Annotated in this window: 15 protein-coding genes and 1 riboswitch; of the genes, 8 read left to right on the top strand and 7 right to left on the bottom strand. The window is 62.3% G+C overall.

Translation table 11 applies throughout. From position 1 onward, the window contains the following. Nucleotides 1-420 precede the first annotated feature (420 nt). From LVD10_RS12620 to pdxH, 4 genes are all read right to left on the bottom strand, one after another. Complete coding sequence (locus tag LVD10_RS12620; RefSeq protein WP_237063857.1) at nt 421-1,728, bottom strand: RDD family protein; 1,308 nt, start codon at nt 1,726-1,728, stop codon at nt 421-423. Next, the gene (locus LVD10_RS12625; protein WP_232941521.1) at nt 1,728-3,419 is read right to left on the bottom strand and encodes an Hsp70 family protein; all 1,692 of its coding nucleotides are present in this window, start codon (nt 3,417-3,419) and stop codon (nt 1,728-1,730) included. The genes LVD10_RS12620 and LVD10_RS12625 overlap by 1 nt, the downstream gene beginning before the upstream one ends. A gap of 178 nt (nt 3,420-3,597) precedes the next feature. Next, nucleotides 3,598-3,816 (bottom strand): cupin domain-containing protein, encoded by a 219-nt coding sequence (locus tag LVD10_RS12630; RefSeq protein WP_232941520.1) that lies wholly within the window; start codon nt 3,814-3,816, stop codon nt 3,598-3,600. A gap of 65 nt (nt 3,817-3,881) precedes the next feature. Next, nucleotides 3,882-4,517, bottom strand: coding sequence for a pyridoxamine 5'-phosphate oxidase (gene pdxH / locus LVD10_RS12635; protein ID WP_232941519.1), 636 nt, complete (start codon nt 4,515-4,517; stop codon nt 3,882-3,884). A gap of 365 nt (nt 4,518-4,882) precedes the next feature. On the opposite strand from pdxH, the gene LVD10_RS12640 reads away from it, so the two are divergent. The 6 genes from LVD10_RS12640 (at nt 4,883) to sodC (ending at nt 11,675) form a co-directional block, all read left to right on the top strand. Next, the gene (locus LVD10_RS12640) at nt 4,883-6,487 is read left to right on the top strand and encodes a 5-guanidino-2-oxopentanoate decarboxylase (RefSeq protein WP_237063858.1); all 1,605 of its coding nucleotides are present in this window, start codon (nt 4,883-4,885) and stop codon (nt 6,485-6,487) included. Nucleotides 6,488-6,548: 61 nt separating this feature from the next. Continuing rightward, nucleotides 6,549-7,982, top strand: coding sequence for an aldehyde dehydrogenase family protein (locus LVD10_RS12645; RefSeq protein ID WP_237063859.1), 1,434 nt, complete (start codon nt 6,549-6,551; stop codon nt 7,980-7,982). Nucleotides 7,983-8,048: 66 nt separating this feature from the next. Then, nucleotides 8,049-8,190, top strand: a riboswitch (SAM-I-IV-variant riboswitch). 55 nt (nt 8,191-8,245) lie between these two features. Continuing rightward, the gene (locus LVD10_RS12650; RefSeq protein ID WP_232941516.1) at nt 8,246-8,461 is read left to right on the top strand and encodes a hypothetical protein; all 216 of its coding nucleotides are present in this window, start codon (nt 8,246-8,248) and stop codon (nt 8,459-8,461) included. Between the two features lie 51 nt (nt 8,462-8,512). Beyond that, entirely contained in the window at nt 8,513-9,712 is a 1,200-nt protein-coding gene (gene kbl / locus LVD10_RS12655; protein WP_232941515.1) for a glycine C-acetyltransferase, read from the top strand. Between the two features lie 108 nt (nt 9,713-9,820). Further along, nucleotides 9,821-10,846, top strand: coding sequence for an L-threonine 3-dehydrogenase (tdh, locus tag LVD10_RS12660; RefSeq protein WP_232941514.1), 1,026 nt, complete (start codon nt 9,821-9,823; stop codon nt 10,844-10,846). Nucleotides 10,847-11,144: 298 nt separating this feature from the next. Continuing rightward, nucleotides 11,145-11,675 (top strand): superoxide dismutase family protein, encoded by a 531-nt coding sequence (gene sodC / locus LVD10_RS12665; RefSeq protein WP_232941513.1) that lies wholly within the window; start codon nt 11,145-11,147, stop codon nt 11,673-11,675. A 42-nt stretch (nt 11,676-11,717) separates the two neighbouring features. Here the strand turns inward: sodC and LVD10_RS12670 are convergent, their stop codons facing one another. After that, nucleotides 11,718-12,413, bottom strand: coding sequence for an alpha/beta fold hydrolase (locus tag LVD10_RS12670; protein WP_232941512.1), 696 nt, complete (start codon nt 12,411-12,413; stop codon nt 11,718-11,720). Nucleotides 12,414-12,619: 206 nt separating this feature from the next. Here LVD10_RS12670 and LVD10_RS12675 point away from each other — a divergent pair, with 206 nt between their 5' ends. Continuing rightward, a complete protein-coding gene (locus tag LVD10_RS12675) occupies nt 12,620-13,174 on the top strand; it encodes a DUF1439 domain-containing protein (RefSeq protein ID WP_232941511.1) in 555 nt (184 codons plus the stop codon). On the opposite strand, the gene LVD10_RS12680 is transcribed toward LVD10_RS12675, so the two are convergent. Then, entirely contained in the window at nt 13,158-14,426 is a 1,269-nt protein-coding gene (locus LVD10_RS12680) for a cation:proton antiporter (protein WP_232941510.1), read from the bottom strand. The two genes, LVD10_RS12675 and LVD10_RS12680, sit on opposite strands and share 17 nt — an antisense overlap. Beyond that, on the bottom strand, nt 14,426-15,970 hold the full coding sequence (locus LVD10_RS12685) for an FMN-binding glutamate synthase family protein (RefSeq protein WP_232941509.1): 1,545 nt from the start codon (nt 15,968-15,970) through the stop codon (nt 14,426-14,428). The genes LVD10_RS12680 and LVD10_RS12685 overlap by 1 nt, the downstream gene beginning before the upstream one ends. 122 nt (nt 15,971-16,092) lie before the next feature. Here LVD10_RS12685 and LVD10_RS12690 point away from each other — a divergent pair, with 122 nt between their 5' ends. Continuing rightward, a complete protein-coding gene (locus LVD10_RS12690; RefSeq protein ID WP_237063861.1) occupies nt 16,093-17,187 on the top strand; it encodes a PA0069 family radical SAM protein in 1,095 nt (364 codons plus the stop codon). Nucleotides 17,188-17,274 lie beyond the last annotated feature (87 nt).

Below are 17,274 nucleotides of genomic sequence, written 5' to 3' on the forward strand. Positions count from 1 at the left end.
GCAATACTTATTTTTATCGCCACAACGGATGCACTGCGACCGTACTGCATGCCTCCTTTATTTTTATTGTTCGGAGAACTCGACCAGTGACCGCATATTGTTTTAACCGCACGCCAGGACAACAACGTACGATGACAAAAGCTTACAACCAGTCATTCGGATGAGAAAGCAATTTTGTCCAGAAATCACGGCGATTTAACGCAATAAGTCCTGTCTGCATGGAATGGGAGCTTGCCCGGCTGCAACGGGCCAATCGGGCATCAGGATGGTGAATAACGCCTATTTGCGAGAGCTATAATGAGCGGGGTTTCTGGGCGCTCTTGGTGCACAAGTGGAGCCGTTACGGGCCCTGACCGGACCAACCGGTCAACCCTCTTAACGAGCCAGTTCACCTTTGACTGGTAGGTGGTAATCGGCCGGTTATCCGCCGGCTTCCTCCCGGCTTTTGCGCCAGTTGATTACATAACTGCGGCTGAGGCGGTCGTGCAGGAGATTGCCGTTCAGGAAGCAGTTCACCAGCCAGGCGAGCCAGTACAGGGGCACAGTCAGGGAGAAGCTCAGGACCCGCCAGAGCCCGTGGCCATAGCCCATACGCCGGAACTGCCGGTTGGTGACGCGATAGCCCAGCAGAAACTTGCCGGGTGTAGCCTGCCAGCGGGAACTTTCGGCCAGCCAGGCCAGCACCAGGTAACCCGCGACCGAAACCAGCAACGCCACGCTGCTGGCCTCCCCTTCGCTGGCACCATTCTTGATCAGGACGGCAGAAGTAATAATGCCTAGCGCAACATAGACCAGGAAAACATCCAGCAATACAGCAAAAGCCCGCGCGAGCAGGCTGCCAAAATAATATTCGGGGAAGCGTTCCTCCTCCCGGGTCGCCCGCTCCAGCACCAGCTTGCGCCCGCCCCGCAATCCCCGCTGGGGATCACCGGCCACGGTCTCTTCCCCATCGAGCCGGGGCAGTACCGCGTTCAACAATTCGGCATCAAACTGTTCCTGCAGGCCGGCGGGATCCTCGGACCAGGCGAACAGGGAATCGCAATACCGGAGTACCCCGCTGGCGATTTCGGGTTTGTCCGTATACCACTGCTGCGAGCCGGCAACGGCCACCGAGTACCGGGCAACACGCTGGAAAACCCCCAGGCCCAGGTTCCAGTTATATTCCTCTTCCAGGATAAACGGGCTGTCGGCCAGGAACTGCCAGCTGGCCCTGGCGTTGATGCGCGCGGGATCGGCCAGTACCGCGTCAACCTGCGCGAGCACCCGGTGAAATTCATCGATACGGGCATTGCGCCGCTGTTCCGCTTCCTGTTCGTCAACGGATGGCGACAATCCTGCCGCAGGAACCGGCTCTTCCTGAGCTGATGCCGATTCAGGCTGCTGATGCGATGCCTGCTGTTCTATCCCAGCGTGATTCCCTGGCTCGGCAGCGGCCGGCACCGGAGCGGAATTTATTCTGGAACCAGTCGACTCGGCCAGCAGCTCCAGTGGAGCGGAAACTTCAGGCTGCGTTTCCGCAGCCACTTCGCCAGGGCCGCTGCCGTCAGAGGCATCAGTCTGGCTTTGTTCGGTGGCAAGTCTCAGTGCCTGCTTGTAGGCTGCGTGCAGCCGCTGGAACTCGTCGGGTTTTTCGTCCGGGCGGGTTTGCTTGAGCTTTTTGGCATAGGCGCGCTTGATCGTGCGGGTTTCCCCGGTAGGCGCAATTTCCAGTAGCTGCCAGGGATTCATCAGATCCAGTCCTCGCCGTCCAGGCGATCAAGCACCTCCCGCAACTGCAACTGGGCCTTACGGATTTCCGCCGGGTTCTGGGAGTCCAGCACCCGGTCAAATTCCCCCAGTACCCGCGCCAGGTGCTCGCGCTTTTCACCCAGGCTGGACTCATAGAGGCGCTCGCCGCGGGCAATCAGGGCGCGGTTCTCCTCGTCCTCCCGGGGATGGAACTTCAGCCCGGCCAGCTTTTGCCGGGAACGCTGGATTTCGTCTTCGGACAGGGCGCCGGGGGCAAACTCGATCAGTTTATTGTGTGTCTTGCCGGTGGAGGTGACGGTGATATCCACCTCCAGCAACCCGTTCATATCGTAGCTGTAGCGGATATCCACGGACTCCTCGCCCTTGCTGGCCCTGGGTACCGGAATCTGCATTTCACCCAGGTAGACATTTTTGTTCACCAGGCGGTTTTCCCCCTGGTAAACCTTCACATTTACCTGGGCCTGGTTGTCATGGGCCGTCCACACGCGTCGCACCACGCTGGTGGGCACCACCGTGTTGCGGTCGATAATCGGCATGAAATAATCGCCCTGGTCCGGGCTGTCCTCGTTAAGCACCCCCGTGCCCAGCGTATACGGGCATACATCGGTAAGCACGATATCCTCGAGGGCCGCGCTGCGGGACTTGAGCCCGGCCTGGATTGCCGCCCCCATCGCCACGACCGTGTCGGGATCCAGGTGGCAGGAGGGCAGTCGCCCGAACATCCTGCCCACCAGGGAGCGGAACTGGGCCATGCGGGTGGAGCCACCCACCAGCACCACCTCGTCGATTTTCTGGGGCGGCAGGTTGGCATCGCGCATGGCGCGCTCGATCGGGCGCTTGGAGCGCAACAGCAACGGCGCGCTCAGTTTCTCGAACCACTCAGCGGTAACAACCCATTCCAGCTTGCCCTTGCCGAGTTCCAGCTCCAGCACCTGCTCCGGCTTCTGGCTGATACGGCGCTTGGCCGTTTCCATCTGCATATACAGGCTCTGCAGCTGCCGGGCCGTCAGGGCCTGTCGGTCGATCCCCTGCTCCGTGAGCACGTTCTCGATCATCGCCTCGACAAAATCCTCACCACCGAGGAAATTGTCACCGGCACTGGCATGCACTTCCATGATGCCGTCGAAGAACTCCAGGATGGAAACATCGAAGGTACCGCCACCCATGTCGAGGATCAGGAAATTCCCCTCCCGCCGATCGTGCAGGCCGTAGGCAATGGCCGCCGCCGTGGGCTCATTGATCAGTCGTTCCACCTTGAGCCCGGCGAGCTCGCCGGCCTGCTTGGTGGCGTGGCGCTGGTTGTCATTAAAGTAGGCCGGCACACTGATGACCGCCTCGGTGACAGGCTCGCCCAGGTAAGCCTCGGCATCCTCTTTCAGGGCCCGCAACACCACGGCGGAAAGTTCGGTGGCACTGAACAGTTGCCGGTCCAGCTTGACCTTGTGATCCGTGCCCATCAACCGCTTGAAGGCGGCAACGGTTCGGTCGCTATGGTTGATCAGGCGCTCCCTCGCTGTCCTGCCCACCACCAGCTCACCGGAATCATCAAAACCCACCACCGAGGGCGTCAACAGATCACCCAGGCGGTTGGGAATCAGTGTCACGCCATCGTCCGTAAGGATGCCGCAGGCGCTGTTGGTGGTGCCCAGGTCAATACCGATTACCGCCATAGATAAATCTTCCGTTTTTATTCTTTCGCTTGTTCAGTCCATCGTCCGCGCCAACCTGGTTCACGGGCGGGCACAGGGGCTAAAGCGTATATTATCGCGTCACTGGTCGCCACCGGGACGGCAACAACCGGAGAGGAGGGGGCCGGAGAGAGACAGCGCGAGAGGCGGGCGGGACGTATCAGCTATTCCTGTAGCCGTAATACCACCTGGCGGTGGTATCCCCAATATTGCGCACTGAATGGCTGGCACCGGCGGGGATATGGATTTCCTCGCCGATCGCGGGCTGCCAGGTGCGCCCGCCGGTTTCCACTTCCAGTTGACCTTCCGCCAGCACCAGTAATTCGTCGACATCGTGGACAAAATCCTCCCAGCGCTGCCCGGGAGGATCCGTCCACAAGCCAAAGGAGTATCCGCGCCGCGCCCAATCATCGCGCAGCGCGCCTACATCAGGCGGCTCGCCGTTCACGGTGACAACCGCTCCACCTGCCAGCTGCCATCATCCTGCAGGCGATAGACAAAGCGATCGTGCAGGCGACTGGCCCGGCCCTGCCAGAATTCCACGGTATCCGGCACCACCCGGTAACCGCCCCAGTAGTCCGGCAACGGCACCTCTTCCGGGTAACGCTCCCTGGCCTCCAGGAACGCGTTCTCCAGCTTGTCGCGGGACTCTACCGGTTCACTCTGGTGGGAGGCCCAGGCTGCCAGCTGGCTGTCCCGCGGGCGGGTATTGAAATAGGCCTCGGCCTCGGGCCGGCCCAGTTGCTCGGCGCGACCGTAAACAATTACCTGGCGATCCAGGGCGTGCCAGGGAAACAGCAGGCACACCTGGGGATTGGCGGCGATATCCTTTGCCTTGTGGCTCTGCAGGTTGGTAAAGAAGGTAAAGCCGTGCTCCCCGTAACCCTTCAGCAATACGATGCGCTGCGATGGCCGGCCGCTGGCATCGACCGTCGCCAGGCTCATGGAGCTGGGATCCTTGAGACCCGCCGGGCTCAGCTCCTGCAACCATTTATCGAACTGCTCTATCGGTGTTTCCCGCAGATCCCCACGGCTCAGGCCGCCACTGACATACTCCCGACGCCACTGATCAATTTCCATCCAGTTTTCTTCCTTTCCCGGTGTGCTTCAAGTAGGGAACCCCCGAACAAGCCCCGGCGTTGCAGCACTTGCAACGGACCTCGCCATTCATTGCGCACTGCGCCGCAGATCTGCACGCTCCAGGGCCTGCAAAGTGGCTGTGAACTTGCCCAGCGGTTCCCCTGCTAGTCTATAACGTCTGCGCCACCTTTTCCCGGCTGCTCCCGATTGCGCGATTTTCCTTCTCGCGCCGGGGCGCAAAGCCCAATTATCCGGTGATTTTCTCCCGCTTTGTGCAGAGTCTGCGGGCGCTTGCGCCCCCCGGTGGGGGCCGCTAGTCTGCTTGCCACTTCATATACCAATCACCAATAAGGAATCGAGCAGATATGTCCTCCGCGCCAACCTGTGCCCAGGTGCTCATGCGCCTGCTGCGTCAATACCAGGTAGAAAAAGTCTTCGGTATCCCCGGTGTCCACACCATCGAATTGTACCGGGGGCTGCCGGGCAGTGACCTGCAACACGTGACCCCGCGCCACGAGCAGGGCGCCGCCTTTATGGCGGACGGCTACGCCCGTGCCACCGGCAGGCCCGGCGTCTGCTTCCTGATCACCGGGCCCGGCCTCACCAATGCCGCCACGGCGATGGCGCAAGCCTATTCCGATTCCATCCCCATGCTGGTGATTTCCGCGGTCAACCGCCGCGAGGACCTGGGCATGGGCCGCGGGCGGCTGCACGAGCTGCCGCGCCAGAGCGATGTGAGCCGGGGCTACTGCATCTGGCAGCACTCGCTTACCGACGCCGGCCAACTCCCCGAGGTCATTGCCCGCGCGTTCCAGGTGATGACTTCCAGCCGGCCCGGACCGGTGCATATCGAAATTCCCATCGACCTGTTCCCGGCGCCCATGGCCGGCAGCCTGGAGGATTACCGCGCCTGCCCGTCGGCCACTGCACCGGCACCGGGTCCAGATGCCCTGGCGAGTGCCGCAGATCTCCTGGCCGGGGCCGAGCGCCCGGTAATCCTGCTGGGCGGTGGCGCCCAGGCGTGCACCGACAGCGCCACGCGGCTGGCGGAACAGCTGGCGGCGCCGGTTTTCCTGTCGCTCGCCGCCAAGGGCATCGTCGACGAACGCCATCCTCTCTGTGGCGGCGCCAACCTGAGCTTCAACTGTGTACGCGAGCGGGTGGAGAATGCCGATGTCGTCCTCGCCGTGGGCACCGAACTGGCGGAGACCGACCGCAACCTGGTCCGGGAAGACTATGACTTCCGGGGCAAACTGATTCGCGTGGATATCGACCCGGCCCAGCTGGTATGCAACGCCACCCCGGACCTGGCCATCTGCGCCGATGCCGATGCCACCCTGGGCCTGCTTTCTGACCACCTGCCGGAGGGCCAGCAGGACCGCCGCGCGGCTGCGGAACAGGAAGTCGCCCAACTGCTGGCGGCCTGTCGCGATGAGTGGTGGCCCGGTTCCGAGGAGCGCTTTACCTGGGTAGAGGCCCTGCGTGCAGCGCTGCCGGAAGACGGCGTGCTGGTGACCGACTCCACCCAGCTGGCCTACAACACCAACCATGCCCTGCCGCTCTACAGCGCCCGCAGCCATATCACCTGCACTACCGGTTACGGCACCCTGGGTTTCGCCCTGCCCGCGGCCATCGGCGCCCGCCTGGGCGGCGACCGGGACGTGGTTGCACTGATCGGCGACGGCGGCCTGATGTTTACCCTGGGCGAACTCGCGGTAGCCGTCGAGCAGCGGTTGCCCCTGCCGATCCTGGTCTGGAACAATTCCGGCTATGGCGAGATCCGCGACTTCATGGACGCGGCAAAAGTACCGCAGGAAGGCGTCAACCTGGTTACCCCGGACTTCGTCGCCCTGGCAAAATCCTTCGGTGCTGAAGGTTGCCGGATCGAGCAGCCCCGGCAGCTGGGAGAGGCAATAACGCAGGCACTCAAGCGCAATACACCCACACTGATCGAAATCACCGCGCCCTGAGTGCGGCTATTCAAGCAAAACCGCAGTGAGTGCGGACAAGCGATTGCAGAGACATTCAATCATGATCGATTTCAGCAAAATGCATATGGACAAACTGTATCTCAACGGCCAGTGGCAGGCCTCCCGCGGTGGCGACCTGCACCCGGTGATCAACCCGGCCACCGAGGAGGAAATCTGCAAGGTGGTACAGGGTACCACCGAGGACGTCGATATCGCCGTGGCCGCAGCGCGCGAGGCATTCAAGACCTGGCGCAATACCAGCGCCGCCGAGCGCCGCGATTACCTCAACGCGATCGCCGATGCCATGGAAGCACGCAAGGACGACCTGGTGCAGGCGGTATCGCTGGCGCTCGGGTGCCCGCCCCATATCAGTGAATGGCTGCACGTCGAGGGCCCGATTTACTCCATGCGCTATTACGCCGAGCGCACCGCGCTAATGGAAAAGACCGAGAAGGCGGCCCACTCCCTGGTGCTGCGCGAGCCGATCGGCGTATGCGGTTTTATTACCCCGTGGAACTACCCACTGCACCAGTTTGTGGGCAAGGTGGCCCCGGCCCTGGCCGCCGGATGCACCATGATCACCAAGCCCTCGGAGATGACCCCGCTGCAGGACTACGTGATGGCGGAAATCATCGACTCCGTGGGCCTGCCCGCCGGCGTCTTCAACCTGCTGCCGGGTGCCGGCCCGGTGGTTGGCGCTGCGCTATCGGCCCACCCGGATGTCGACATGGTGTCGTTCACCGGTTCCACCCGTGCCGGCATCGAGGTGGCGAAGGCAGCAGCCCCCACCGTCAAACGCGTGACCCAGGAACTGGGCGGCAAGAGCCCACTGATCATCACCCCGGATGCGGACCTGGAAACCGCGGTGCGCTGGGGCTGTGAGGATGTGTTTATCAACACCGGCCAGACCTGCACCGCCCTGACCCGCATGCTGGTGCCCGCCGACCGCTACGAGGAGGCGGTGGAGATCGCGAAACAGGTAGCTGAGGAAACCTCCCTGGGCACCGGTCCGGAGAACTTTATGGGCCCGCTGTCCTCCTCCCGCCAGCGGGAGATCGTGCGTGGCTATATCGAGAAAGGCGTGGCCGAGGGTGCGCGGCTGGTGGCTGGCGGTGCCGAGCAGCCGGAAGGATTCGAACGGGGCTTTTACGTCAAGCCCACGGTATTCGCCGATGTAACCAATGACATGGCCATCGCCCGGGAGGAAATCTTCGGTCCGGTAACCTGCCTGATCCCCTACCGGGATATAGACGAAGCCATCGCCATTGCCAACGATTCCGAGTACGGCCTGTCCAGCGGTGTCTGGGCCAGGGACGCGGAAAGCGCGCTGCCGGTAGTGCGCCGCATCGAGGCCGGCCTGTGCTTCGTCAACGGGGGCGAGTTCAACTACGACGCGCCCTTCGGCGGCTACAAGCGTTCCGGTAACGGGCGCGAATTCGGCGACGCCGGGCTGGATGAGTTTATCGAACTGAAATCCGTGCAGTTACCCGCATAAAGCTCTGCCCGGCCCCTGCCCGGGGGCCGGGCTGTTGACTGGTTATTCCCGCCCCGCTATCTTTGCTCCCGACATCAAGAGAGTGGCTGACGCCAACGCCAACCTGCCGACCGGGGCAAGGTGGTTTTCTCACCGCACTGAAACTGTCACCCGTGACAGTGAGCATGCGAGAGAGATGGGGCTCTGAAGAGCAATCCAACCGGAGACGCGAACCCGATTTCGCCGCTTCCACGTCAGCCCTCCAGTATTTTTATGGAGGGACCATGTCCGAGTTACCGCACAACAGCACTGAAGTCATCGAGATCGAGATTGCCAACCAGCGCAACCGCACCGCTGTACGCGCCCTGCGACGGGCCGACCGCCAGCTGCTGTGGCAACTACTGTTCGACACCGCGGAAGAGGCACTACAATTCGCCACCCATTGCCGCGCCAGCAGCGCCCCTGTCACGGCCCACAAGGCCTGCGAACTGGCCGGTTAACAGCTAGACTAAGCGCCAAAAGCGCCAGTTTGAGGAGCTAACAAGAACACCATGTCCAAGCCAGAGCAATTCTTCCAGCACCTGCGTGACGAGCTCAAGCAGATCGAGGCGGACGGCCTGTACAAGCGCGAGCGCATCATCACCTCGCAGCAGGCGGCGCAGATCCAGGTGAACAACGAGGCCGAGGTACTCAACTTCTGCGCCAACAACTACCTGGGCCTGGCCAACCACCCGGACCTGATCGAGGCCGCCAAAGAGGGCCTGGACCAGTATGGCTTCGGCGTGGCATCGGTGCGCTTTATCTGTGGCACCCAGGACATCCACAAGGCGCTCGAATCGCGCCTGTCCGAATTCCTGCGCACCGAGGACACCATCCTCTATACCTCCTGCTTCGACGCCAACGGCGGCCTGTTCGAGACACTACTGGGGCCCGAGGATGCAATCATCTCGGACGCCCTGAACCATGCCTCCATCATCGACGGCGTGCGCCTGTGCAAGGCCATGCGCTACCGCTATGCCAACAACGACATGGCGGACCTGGAATCAAAGCTGAAAGAGGCCGATGCGGCCGGCGCACGCACCAAGCTGATCGCCACCGACGGTGTCTTCTCCATGGACGGCGTAATCGCCGACCTGAAGGCCTTGTGCGACCTGGCAGACAAATACAACGCGCTGGTAATGGTGGATGACTCCCACGCGGTGGGCTTCCTCGGCGAGCACGGGCGCGGCACCCACGAGTACTGCGACGTGATCGACCGGGTGGATATCATCACCGGCACCCTGGGCAAGGCCCTCGGCGGCGCCTCCGGCGGCTTTACCTCCGGGCGCAAGGAAGTCATCGACATCCTGCGCCAGCGCTCGCGCCCCTACCTGTTCTCCAACTCGGTAGCGCCGTCCATCGTGACCGCGTCCCTGAAAGTACTGGACATGCTGATGGAGGGCGGCGAGCTGCGGGAAAAACTGCGTGAAAACTCCGCCTACTTCCGCGAGCGCATGACCGCAGCCGGCTTTACCCTGGCTGGCGCCGACCACCCGATCATCCCGGTGATGATCGGCGATGCCGCCCTGGCCCAGCAGATGGCGGACAAGATGCTGGAACGCGGTATCTATGTGATCGGCTTCTTCTACCCGGTCGTGCCCAAGGGCCAGGCCCGGATCCGCACCCAGATGTCCGCCGCCCACACGCGCGAGCAGCTCGACCGCTGCATCGATGCCTTCGTGGAAGTGGGCCGCGAACTCAATATCATTTAAAACTGTTTACGATCGCGGCCATGGGCCGCTCCTGCGGTGCACTGACCTGCTGCACCCGATGCTGGAGCGGCCCATGGCCGCCGTCCATGCATATTCTGGCACTGAACAATGAAAGCACTTTCCAAACTGAAATCTGAACCGGGCATCTGGCTCACCGAAGAGGAAGTCCCGGAGCCGGGCCACAATGACCTACTGATCCGGATCCGCAAGACCGCGATCTGCGGCACCGACATGCATATTTACAACTGGGATGAATGGTCCCAGAAGACCATCCCCGTGCCCATGGTGGTGGGACACGAGTACGTGGGTGAAGTAGTCGGCATGGGCCAGGAGGTCGCCGGCTTCGAGATCGGCGACCGGGTCTCCGGCGAGGGGCATATCACCTGCGGTCACTGCCGCAACTGCCGCGCCGGCCGTCGCCACCTGTGCCGCAATACCTATGGCGTGGGCGTGGACCGCCAGGGCGCATTCGCCGAATACCTGGTGATCCCGGCCCTGAACGCCTTCAAGATCCCCGATAACATTTCCGACGAACTGGCCTCCATCTTCGATCCGTTTGGCAACGCCGTGCACACCGCCCTGTCGTTCGACCTGGTGGGCGAGGACGTGCTGATCACCGGCGCCGGCCCCATTGGTATTATGGCGGCGGCAGTGGCCCGGCACGTGGGTGCGCGCCATGTGGTTATCACCGACATCAACGATTATCGCCTGGAGCTGGCCGGCAAGATGGGTGCGACCCGCACCGTCAACGTCAGCCGGGAAAAACTCACCGATGTCATGAACGAGCTGGGCATGAGCGAGGGCTTTGACGTGGGCCTGGAGATGTCCGGTGTGGCAGTTGCATTCCGCGATATGCTCGAGGCCATGAACCACGGCGGCAAGATCGCCATGCTCGGCATCCCCCCCGGTGAAATGGCGATCGACTGGAGCCAGGTGATCTTCAAGGGATTGATCCTGAAGGGTATCTACGGACGCGAGATGTTCGAGACCTGGTACAAGATGGCCAGCCTGATCCAGTCCGGCCTGGACCTGAGCCCGATCATCACCCACCAGTTCCCCGTGGACGAGTTCCAGCAGGGCTTCGATACCATGGGTTCTGGCGAGTCCGGCAAGGTTATCCTGGACTGGCAGTAAGCTTTGCCGCAGCCGGGCCGCTACCCCGCGGCCCGGCTCTCTCCCGTGGCCGCCCTCTTCCCACTGTCTCGTACTGCCCCTCGCACCGCGCCCGCTTATCCGCCCACCACTTTCCCGGTGTAACCTTCACCGCCAACATTGCCCCCGGCATGATCCGACCGAGCAGTTCTGTCGAATCGGTTCTAGACTCTGGTGACAGGACCCTGGCACTGAATTTCACGCCAATGCATTTTGCGGCATTGCCGGGACTACCGGAACCGCAATCCCGGGTATACGGGAGCACACACAGGAGAGAACCATGAAACTGAGCTGTCGTTGTCTGTTGGGCGCCGCTGCGCTGTCGCTTGCGGCTTTCGCGCACGCCGACGTGGTTATTGAAATGCACGCCGTAACCAAGGATGGCGTGGGCAAGCCGGTGGGCAAGGTGGTCGCCACCCAGTCCAAATATGGCGTGGTCTTCACGCCAATGCTCGAGAACCTCCCGGCCCGGGGCACGCTGCACGGATTCCATGTGCACCAGAACCCCAGCTGCGAACCGGCCGAGAAAGACGGCAAGATGGTGCCCGCCCTGTCCGCAGGCGGCCACTTCGACCCGAAGCAAACCAACCGCCACAGCTTCCCCTGGGGCACCGGCCACCTGGGTGACCTGCCGGCACTGTTTGTGGGCGCCGACGGCAAGGCCACCAGCCCGGTACTGGCGCCACGCCTGAAGCTTTCAGACCTCAAGGGCCGCGCACTGATGATCCACGCCGGCGGTGACAATTACTCCGACGAGCCCAAAGCCCTGGGCGGCGGCGGTGCCCGCGTCGCCTGTGGTGTGATCCAGTAACCGGAGCGCCGGGCCGCTTCACGGGGCCCGGCGCACAGGCCCCTAGCGAATCAGGGCCACCTGGCGTTCATAGGTGTACTCCTGCAGGCCGAAATGCCCGTAGGGATAGGTGTAACTTGCCCGCTCCCCGGCAATCCGGCTGGAGTGGACGCCGCCCACGGTACATACACCGGTTGCACAGACAATCTGGTCGGACCAGCTCTTGATGGAATACACACGGCTGGCGATGGCCCTGCCATAGAGCCAGTCCAGGAAAGGACTGGATACCGACAGTCCATAAGTGCCGCAGGTGCTGTTGTACACATTGAAGGGATAGGTACCGCAACTCCACAGGCCCCGGTAGGCGCCCGCCACCCCCACGAAAGCATCGACACCGGCCTGGACGCCCAGCTCGATTACCTGCTGTGCTGCCAGGGTCACTCCCATGGAATGGCCAATGATGTCGACCCTGCCGGTGCAGGAGCTGTCCAGCGCGGACTCGATGGCATTGCGCACCGGGGTCTCCTCGGAACCACTGTGATTGTTACAGGCCGCACAGGACTTGGAACCCCAGTCCGGGCGGAAAATCTGCGTGGCGGCGTATCCCTGCTGTCGCAATTCCTGGTAGGTATTATCCCAGTCCTGTGGCGAACCCGTATTGCCGTGCACAAGCACCACATTGTCCACGCAGGCTGCTGCAACCCTGCCCGTAAAGAGCAGCAGTGGAATGCAGGCCAGCAATAATTTTACCTTGGTCATTATCGTTTTCTCTCTCGCTGGGGCAGCCCGATAAGACCTCTATCGGTACAGCCGTGGTTTGAAGCAGTACCCGACAATGTTCCCCACTGGTGTACAAGAGGAACCGGGCCCTCGCTGCTACAATTCTGGGCGTCGGCAGCTGCAACGGAACCCGACCAAGGTCGTACTTTGTCGCGATACACCTCTGCAATTTCAGGAATTCCCGCATGACTCGCGTTCTTGTTTCCCTGGGGATCGCCCTGCTGCTACTCATCGCGGCGGGATACATCTATTTTTCCGGCAAGGAAGTGGAATTGCGGATCAGCGAGGCGCAGATTCTGGAGACACTGGAAAGCAACCTGCCGCTTACCCGCACTTACCTGGTGATTTTTGACCTGACGCTGGATAACCCTCGAATCGCCCTGAATGCCGAAACCGGCAGGGTCAACGCAGGGCTCGATATCACGCTCGACATCAAGTCCCGGGAGGGAAGTAAAGGCTATCGCGGGGCCGCGGATGTGTCCGGGGTGCCGTCATTCGTAGCGGAAAACGGGGAGTTCTACCTTCAGCAGATAGTCGTGGAAAACCTGGAAATCGAGGGCATGGACGACAAGCAACTGGCACGGGCCCGCAACGCCGTACAGGTGGCACTGACCGAGTACTACCGCAACCATCCCATCTACCGCCTGAAAGACAACAGTGCTCGCCAGCGGCTGGCGCGCATGGCCCTGAAGGACATCAATATCGAGGGCAATGAGCTGGTGGTTACCCTCGGGCTCTAGGTGGCACCACCTCTGCCGCCGACATCTTGCGGATCAGGAAACTGCTGGTGGTGCCCTGTAGCAGCAGTGAAAACAGCACCACCCCGAAAACCATCGACTGCACCGTGTACCAGTAGGGCAGGTTGGTGGGCAGGGACAACACCAGCGCCAGGGCAATGACGCCGCGTAGCCCACCCCAGCTCAGCAGCACTCGCCAGGGCTTGGGAATCGGGGGCCCCACAAAGCCGCTCAAAGGTGCCACCAGGAAGATCGCCAGAGCCCGCGCACCCACCGCCGCGGCGATTGCGATCAGCATCGACAGCCAGTGGCTGGCAAACATGCCCGGGGTGATTACCAGCCCCATAATCACGAAGATGAGTGCGCTGAACAGCAGCGCCAGCCACTCCCAGGTGGGACCCGCATCGGACAGGTAGGTCTCTTCCTGTTCACGCAGGCATGTGCGCGCAACGATGGCGCAGACCATCACCGCCAGGATCCCTGACACGTGGACCACATGCTCCGCCAGGTAAAAGGTACCGAAGGCGGAAAGTACCAGGGTGACAAGTGCCGCGCCGGCAGAGCGCAGGAACAGCACCACAATCGCGGTTACCAGCCCGCACAGCAATCCCAGCGCCAGGCCACCAAAAAAAATCACCGCAAAATACAACGCGACCGTACCCGCACCGGCAAGTGGCTCGCCGGTTGCCGTCGCGCCCTCCATGACACTGTGGGAGGCCACCCCGAGGACCAGCGAGAACAGCACGATGGCGGCGGCGTCGTTGAACAGGCTCTCGCCTTCCACCAGCGTCAACAATTCCTCGTCCGCACCGGACTGGCGCAGGCGGTTGATTACAGCGACCGGGTCGGTCGCGGCCAGGATGGCGCCGGTCAGGAAAGCCGCGATCCAGGGAAAACCGGGGTGGTCGATCCCGTAGTAGAGGAGCAGGCCGACCAGCAGGGCTGTGATCACTGCGCCCAGGGTGGCGAGCAGCAGGATTGGGCCAATCCAGCGTTTCAGCAGCGATGGCTCGATACGCCAGGCCGCCTCGAAAATCAGCACCGGCAGTATGACGAAGAACACCAGCTGGTGCAGGTTGTCCGCGCGGATACCGGTATCGAAATCAATCACCGGCAACAGCATCCCGGCCAACACCCCGGCCACCAGGCAACCGAGTGTGTTATCCGTGCGCAGCACCCGCGCCAGCCCCAGGCCCACCACCGCGGCCACCGCCATATACAGTCCCTGCCCCACCAGGGTGGTTACGCCGTCCACTATTCCACCCCCCGGTCGCTGGCAATTACCGACTTGGGCTTGACCGCCGGCACCAGCTCGCTGAGGGGTACCGCCACGCCACGTTCGTTGATCACCTCCACATGGTGGCGGCGCAACTGGCGCGGCTCCGCCACACCGCAGGAGTGGGCGATATAGCCCACTTCATAGGCCATATTGCGCGCGTAGTTATAGACCCGCTCCGCCTTGTCCACCGGATCCAGTCCCTGCTGCAGGTCCGGGTTGTGGGTGGTTACCCCTGTCGGGCAGGTGTTCTTGTTGCACTGCATCGCCTGGATACAGCCCAGTGAGAACATAAAGCCGCGCCCGCAGTTGACGAAATCCGCCCCCATCGCCAGGGCCCAGGCCACCATGGACGGAGTCAGTAACTTGCCGGCACAGATCACCTTGATGCGATCGCGCAACCCGTACTGGTCCAGCAGGTCCACCACCAGTGGCAGGCTGCGGTTCAGCGGCAGCCCCATGTAATCCATCAGGCTCTGCGGCGCCGCGCCGCTGCCGCCATCGGCGCTGTCGACGGTAATAAAATCCGGCGCGCTTTCCGGGCCGCGCCGCTGGATCGCCTCGCACATCTGGTGCAGCCAGTCACTGGTACCGATCACGCACTTGAACCCGGTGGGCTTGCCGCTCACCTCGCGAATATGCACCAGCATATCCAGCAGGCCGTCCACGTCCCCGAACTCCGGGTGCGCATTGGGACTGATGGAGTCCTGTCCCTCGGGAATACCACGGATGTGCGCGATCTCCGCGGTGACCTTGATCCCCGGGAGGATACCGCCCTTGCCAGGCTTGGCACCCTGGGACAGCTTCAGCTCGAACATGCGCACCTGCTCGTGGGCAGCCACAGCTGCCAGTTTCTCGTCTGACAGGCAGCCCTCCGCATCGCGCACGCCGTATTTTGCCGTGCCGATCTGGAAGACCACGTCACAACCGCCTTCCAGGTGTTCCGGCGCCAGGCCACCCTCGCCGGTGTTGAGCCAGATTCCCGCCCTGGCCGCACCGTGGGACAGCGCCCTCACCGCAGGTACCGACAGGGCACCAAAGCTCATGCCGGAGATATTGAAGAAGGAACTGGTGGTGTAAGGCTGGGCGGCGTAGCCCTCCCCCACTGTCACCGGCGTCGGGGGCACGGCGTCTTTTTCCAGAGTGGGAAAGGGATGGTTCAGGAACAGGACATCACCGGGCTGGTTCAGCGGCCGGGTCGAACCAAACGCCAGGGTGGAGTCCACGTTCTTGGCCGCGCGGTAGACCCAGCTGCGCTGGGCGCGATTGAAGGGCAGCTCCTCCCGGTCCAGGGCAAAGAAATACTGGCGAAAGAATTCGCCCAGGTGCTCAAACTTGTACCGCAGGTGCCCGATTACCGGGTAATTGCGCCGGATGGCATGCTTGGTCTGGCTGACATCGGACAGGTAGACGTAGATGACATAGAGCAGCAGAACCACCAGTGCGAACGCGAACAACAGCGCAAAAACCTGTAAAACCTGCACCACAAAGGCGCGGATAGCATCGACTACGTCTAGATCCATGGCCCACTTCCGGTTGTGACTGTCTTGCGCTTCATTGTATGCCTTGCGGGTCACACTTGCATGTAACTGCCCGCCCGCCATAAACTGTACATTTATACAGCAAACAAAACCCTGAATCCCAGATGGCAAACGAAGATCCTTCCAACCCCTTGCAGGTCCGCACCGGCCGCGGTGTAGCCAGCAACCTGGCTAGCCGCTTTGTGCCGCAGGCCAGCACCCGCGAGAGCGACGGCTGGGAGATAGAACCGGAACCGCTGGAGCGACTGCTGACAGAGGCCATCGAGGAAAAGGCCAGGTCGATCATTGCCACCAATAACTCACCGGACCTGCCCTTCAGCCAGTCGATCAACCCCTACCGGGGCTGTGAGCATGGCTGTGTCTACTGCTATGCGCGTCCGGCCCATGCCTACGTGGACCTGTCACCAGGGCTGGATTTCGAGAGCCGGCTGTTCTTCAAGGCCAATGCTGCCGGGTTACTGGAACAGGCCCTGCGCAAACCCAGTTACCGGTGCTCACCCATCGCGCTGGGCTCCAACACCGATCCCTACCAGCCGCTGGAAAAACAGAAGCGCATCACCCGGCAGCTGCTTGAAGTGATGCAGCGCTTCCAGCAGCCGGTCACCATCGTCACCAAGGGCCAGCTGGTCCTGCGCGACCTGCCGCTGCTGGCGGAAATGGCGCAGGACAACCTGTGCCATGTGGCCATCAGCGTAACTACCCTGGACAGGGAACTGAAGCGAAAGCTGGAGCCGCGCACCGCCGGCCCGACAGCACGCCTGCGCACACTGGAGGCACTGTCGGCCGCCGGGATCCCCACCGCGGTCATGGCCGCGCCGATGATTCCGGCACTGAACGACAGCGAACTGGAGGCAATCCTGCAGGCAGCGGTCGATGCGGGAGCCTCACAGGCTGCTTATATCCTGCTGCGGCTGCCCCACGAAGTGGCGCCACTGTTTCGCCAGTGGCTGCAGGTACATTACCCGCAGCGTGCTGCACACGTGATGAGCATCGTGCAGCAGAGCCGCGGCGGCCGGGATTACCAGAGTGACTTTTCCCAGCGCCAGACCGGTACCGGAGTCTTCGCACAGCTGTTGCAACAGCGCTTTCGCGTGGCAATCAAGAGGCTGGGGCTAAACCGGCGCAGACTGAAACTGGACTGCAACCGCTTTCAGCCGCCGGCCGCACCCGGGGACCAGGGGGACCTGTTCAGTCTCTAGGCGGGCAGAGGATCTCAGAGAATGGGTACAGGGGGGAGGCAACCCGACGGGCACCGCGACCGCCATGAATGAAAAAGGCGATGCAAT

Source organism: Microbulbifer zhoushanensis (genome assembly GCF_021729055.1).
Taxonomy (GTDB): Bacteria; Pseudomonadota; Gammaproteobacteria; order Pseudomonadales; family Cellvibrionaceae; genus Microbulbifer; species Microbulbifer zhoushanensis.

Bases quoted from the DNA above. Each gene is read 5' to 3' on its own strand.
- pdxH (WP_232941519.1), bottom strand. From the start codon at position 4,517: ATGGAAATTGATCAGTGGCGTCGGGAGTATGTCAGTGGCGGCCTGAGC.
- LVD10_RS12645 (WP_237063859.1), top strand. From the start codon at position 6,549: ATGATCGATTTCAGCAAAATGCATATGGACAAACTGTATCTCAACGGC.
- LVD10_RS12620 (WP_237063857.1), bottom strand. From the start codon at position 1,728: ATGAATCCCTGGCAGCTACTGGAAATTGCGCCTACCGGGGAAACCCGC.
- LVD10_RS12690 (WP_237063861.1), top strand. From the start codon at position 16,093: ATGGCAAACGAAGATCCTTCCAACCCCTTGCAGGTCCGCACCGGCCGC.
- LVD10_RS12625 (WP_232941521.1), bottom strand. From the start codon at position 3,419: ATGGCGGTAATCGGTATTGACCTGGGCACCACCAACAGCGCCTGCGGC.
- LVD10_RS12675 (WP_232941511.1), top strand. From the start codon at position 12,620: ATGACTCGCGTTCTTGTTTCCCTGGGGATCGCCCTGCTGCTACTCATC.
- kbl (WP_232941515.1), top strand. From the start codon at position 8,513: ATGTCCAAGCCAGAGCAATTCTTCCAGCACCTGCGTGACGAGCTCAAG.
- LVD10_RS12650 (WP_232941516.1), top strand. From the start codon at position 8,246: ATGTCCGAGTTACCGCACAACAGCACTGAAGTCATCGAGATCGAGATT.
- LVD10_RS12640 (WP_237063858.1), top strand. From the start codon at position 4,883: ATGTCCTCCGCGCCAACCTGTGCCCAGGTGCTCATGCGCCTGCTGCGT.
- LVD10_RS12670 (WP_232941512.1), bottom strand. From the start codon at position 12,413: ATGACCAAGGTAAAATTATTGCTGGCCTGCATTCCACTGCTGCTCTTT.
- tdh (WP_232941514.1), top strand. From the start codon at position 9,821: ATGAAAGCACTTTCCAAACTGAAATCTGAACCGGGCATCTGGCTCACC.
- sodC (WP_232941513.1), top strand. From the start codon at position 11,145: ATGAAACTGAGCTGTCGTTGTCTGTTGGGCGCCGCTGCGCTGTCGCTT.
- LVD10_RS12685 (WP_232941509.1), bottom strand. From the start codon at position 15,970: ATGGATCTAGACGTAGTCGATGCTATCCGCGCCTTTGTGGTGCAGGTT.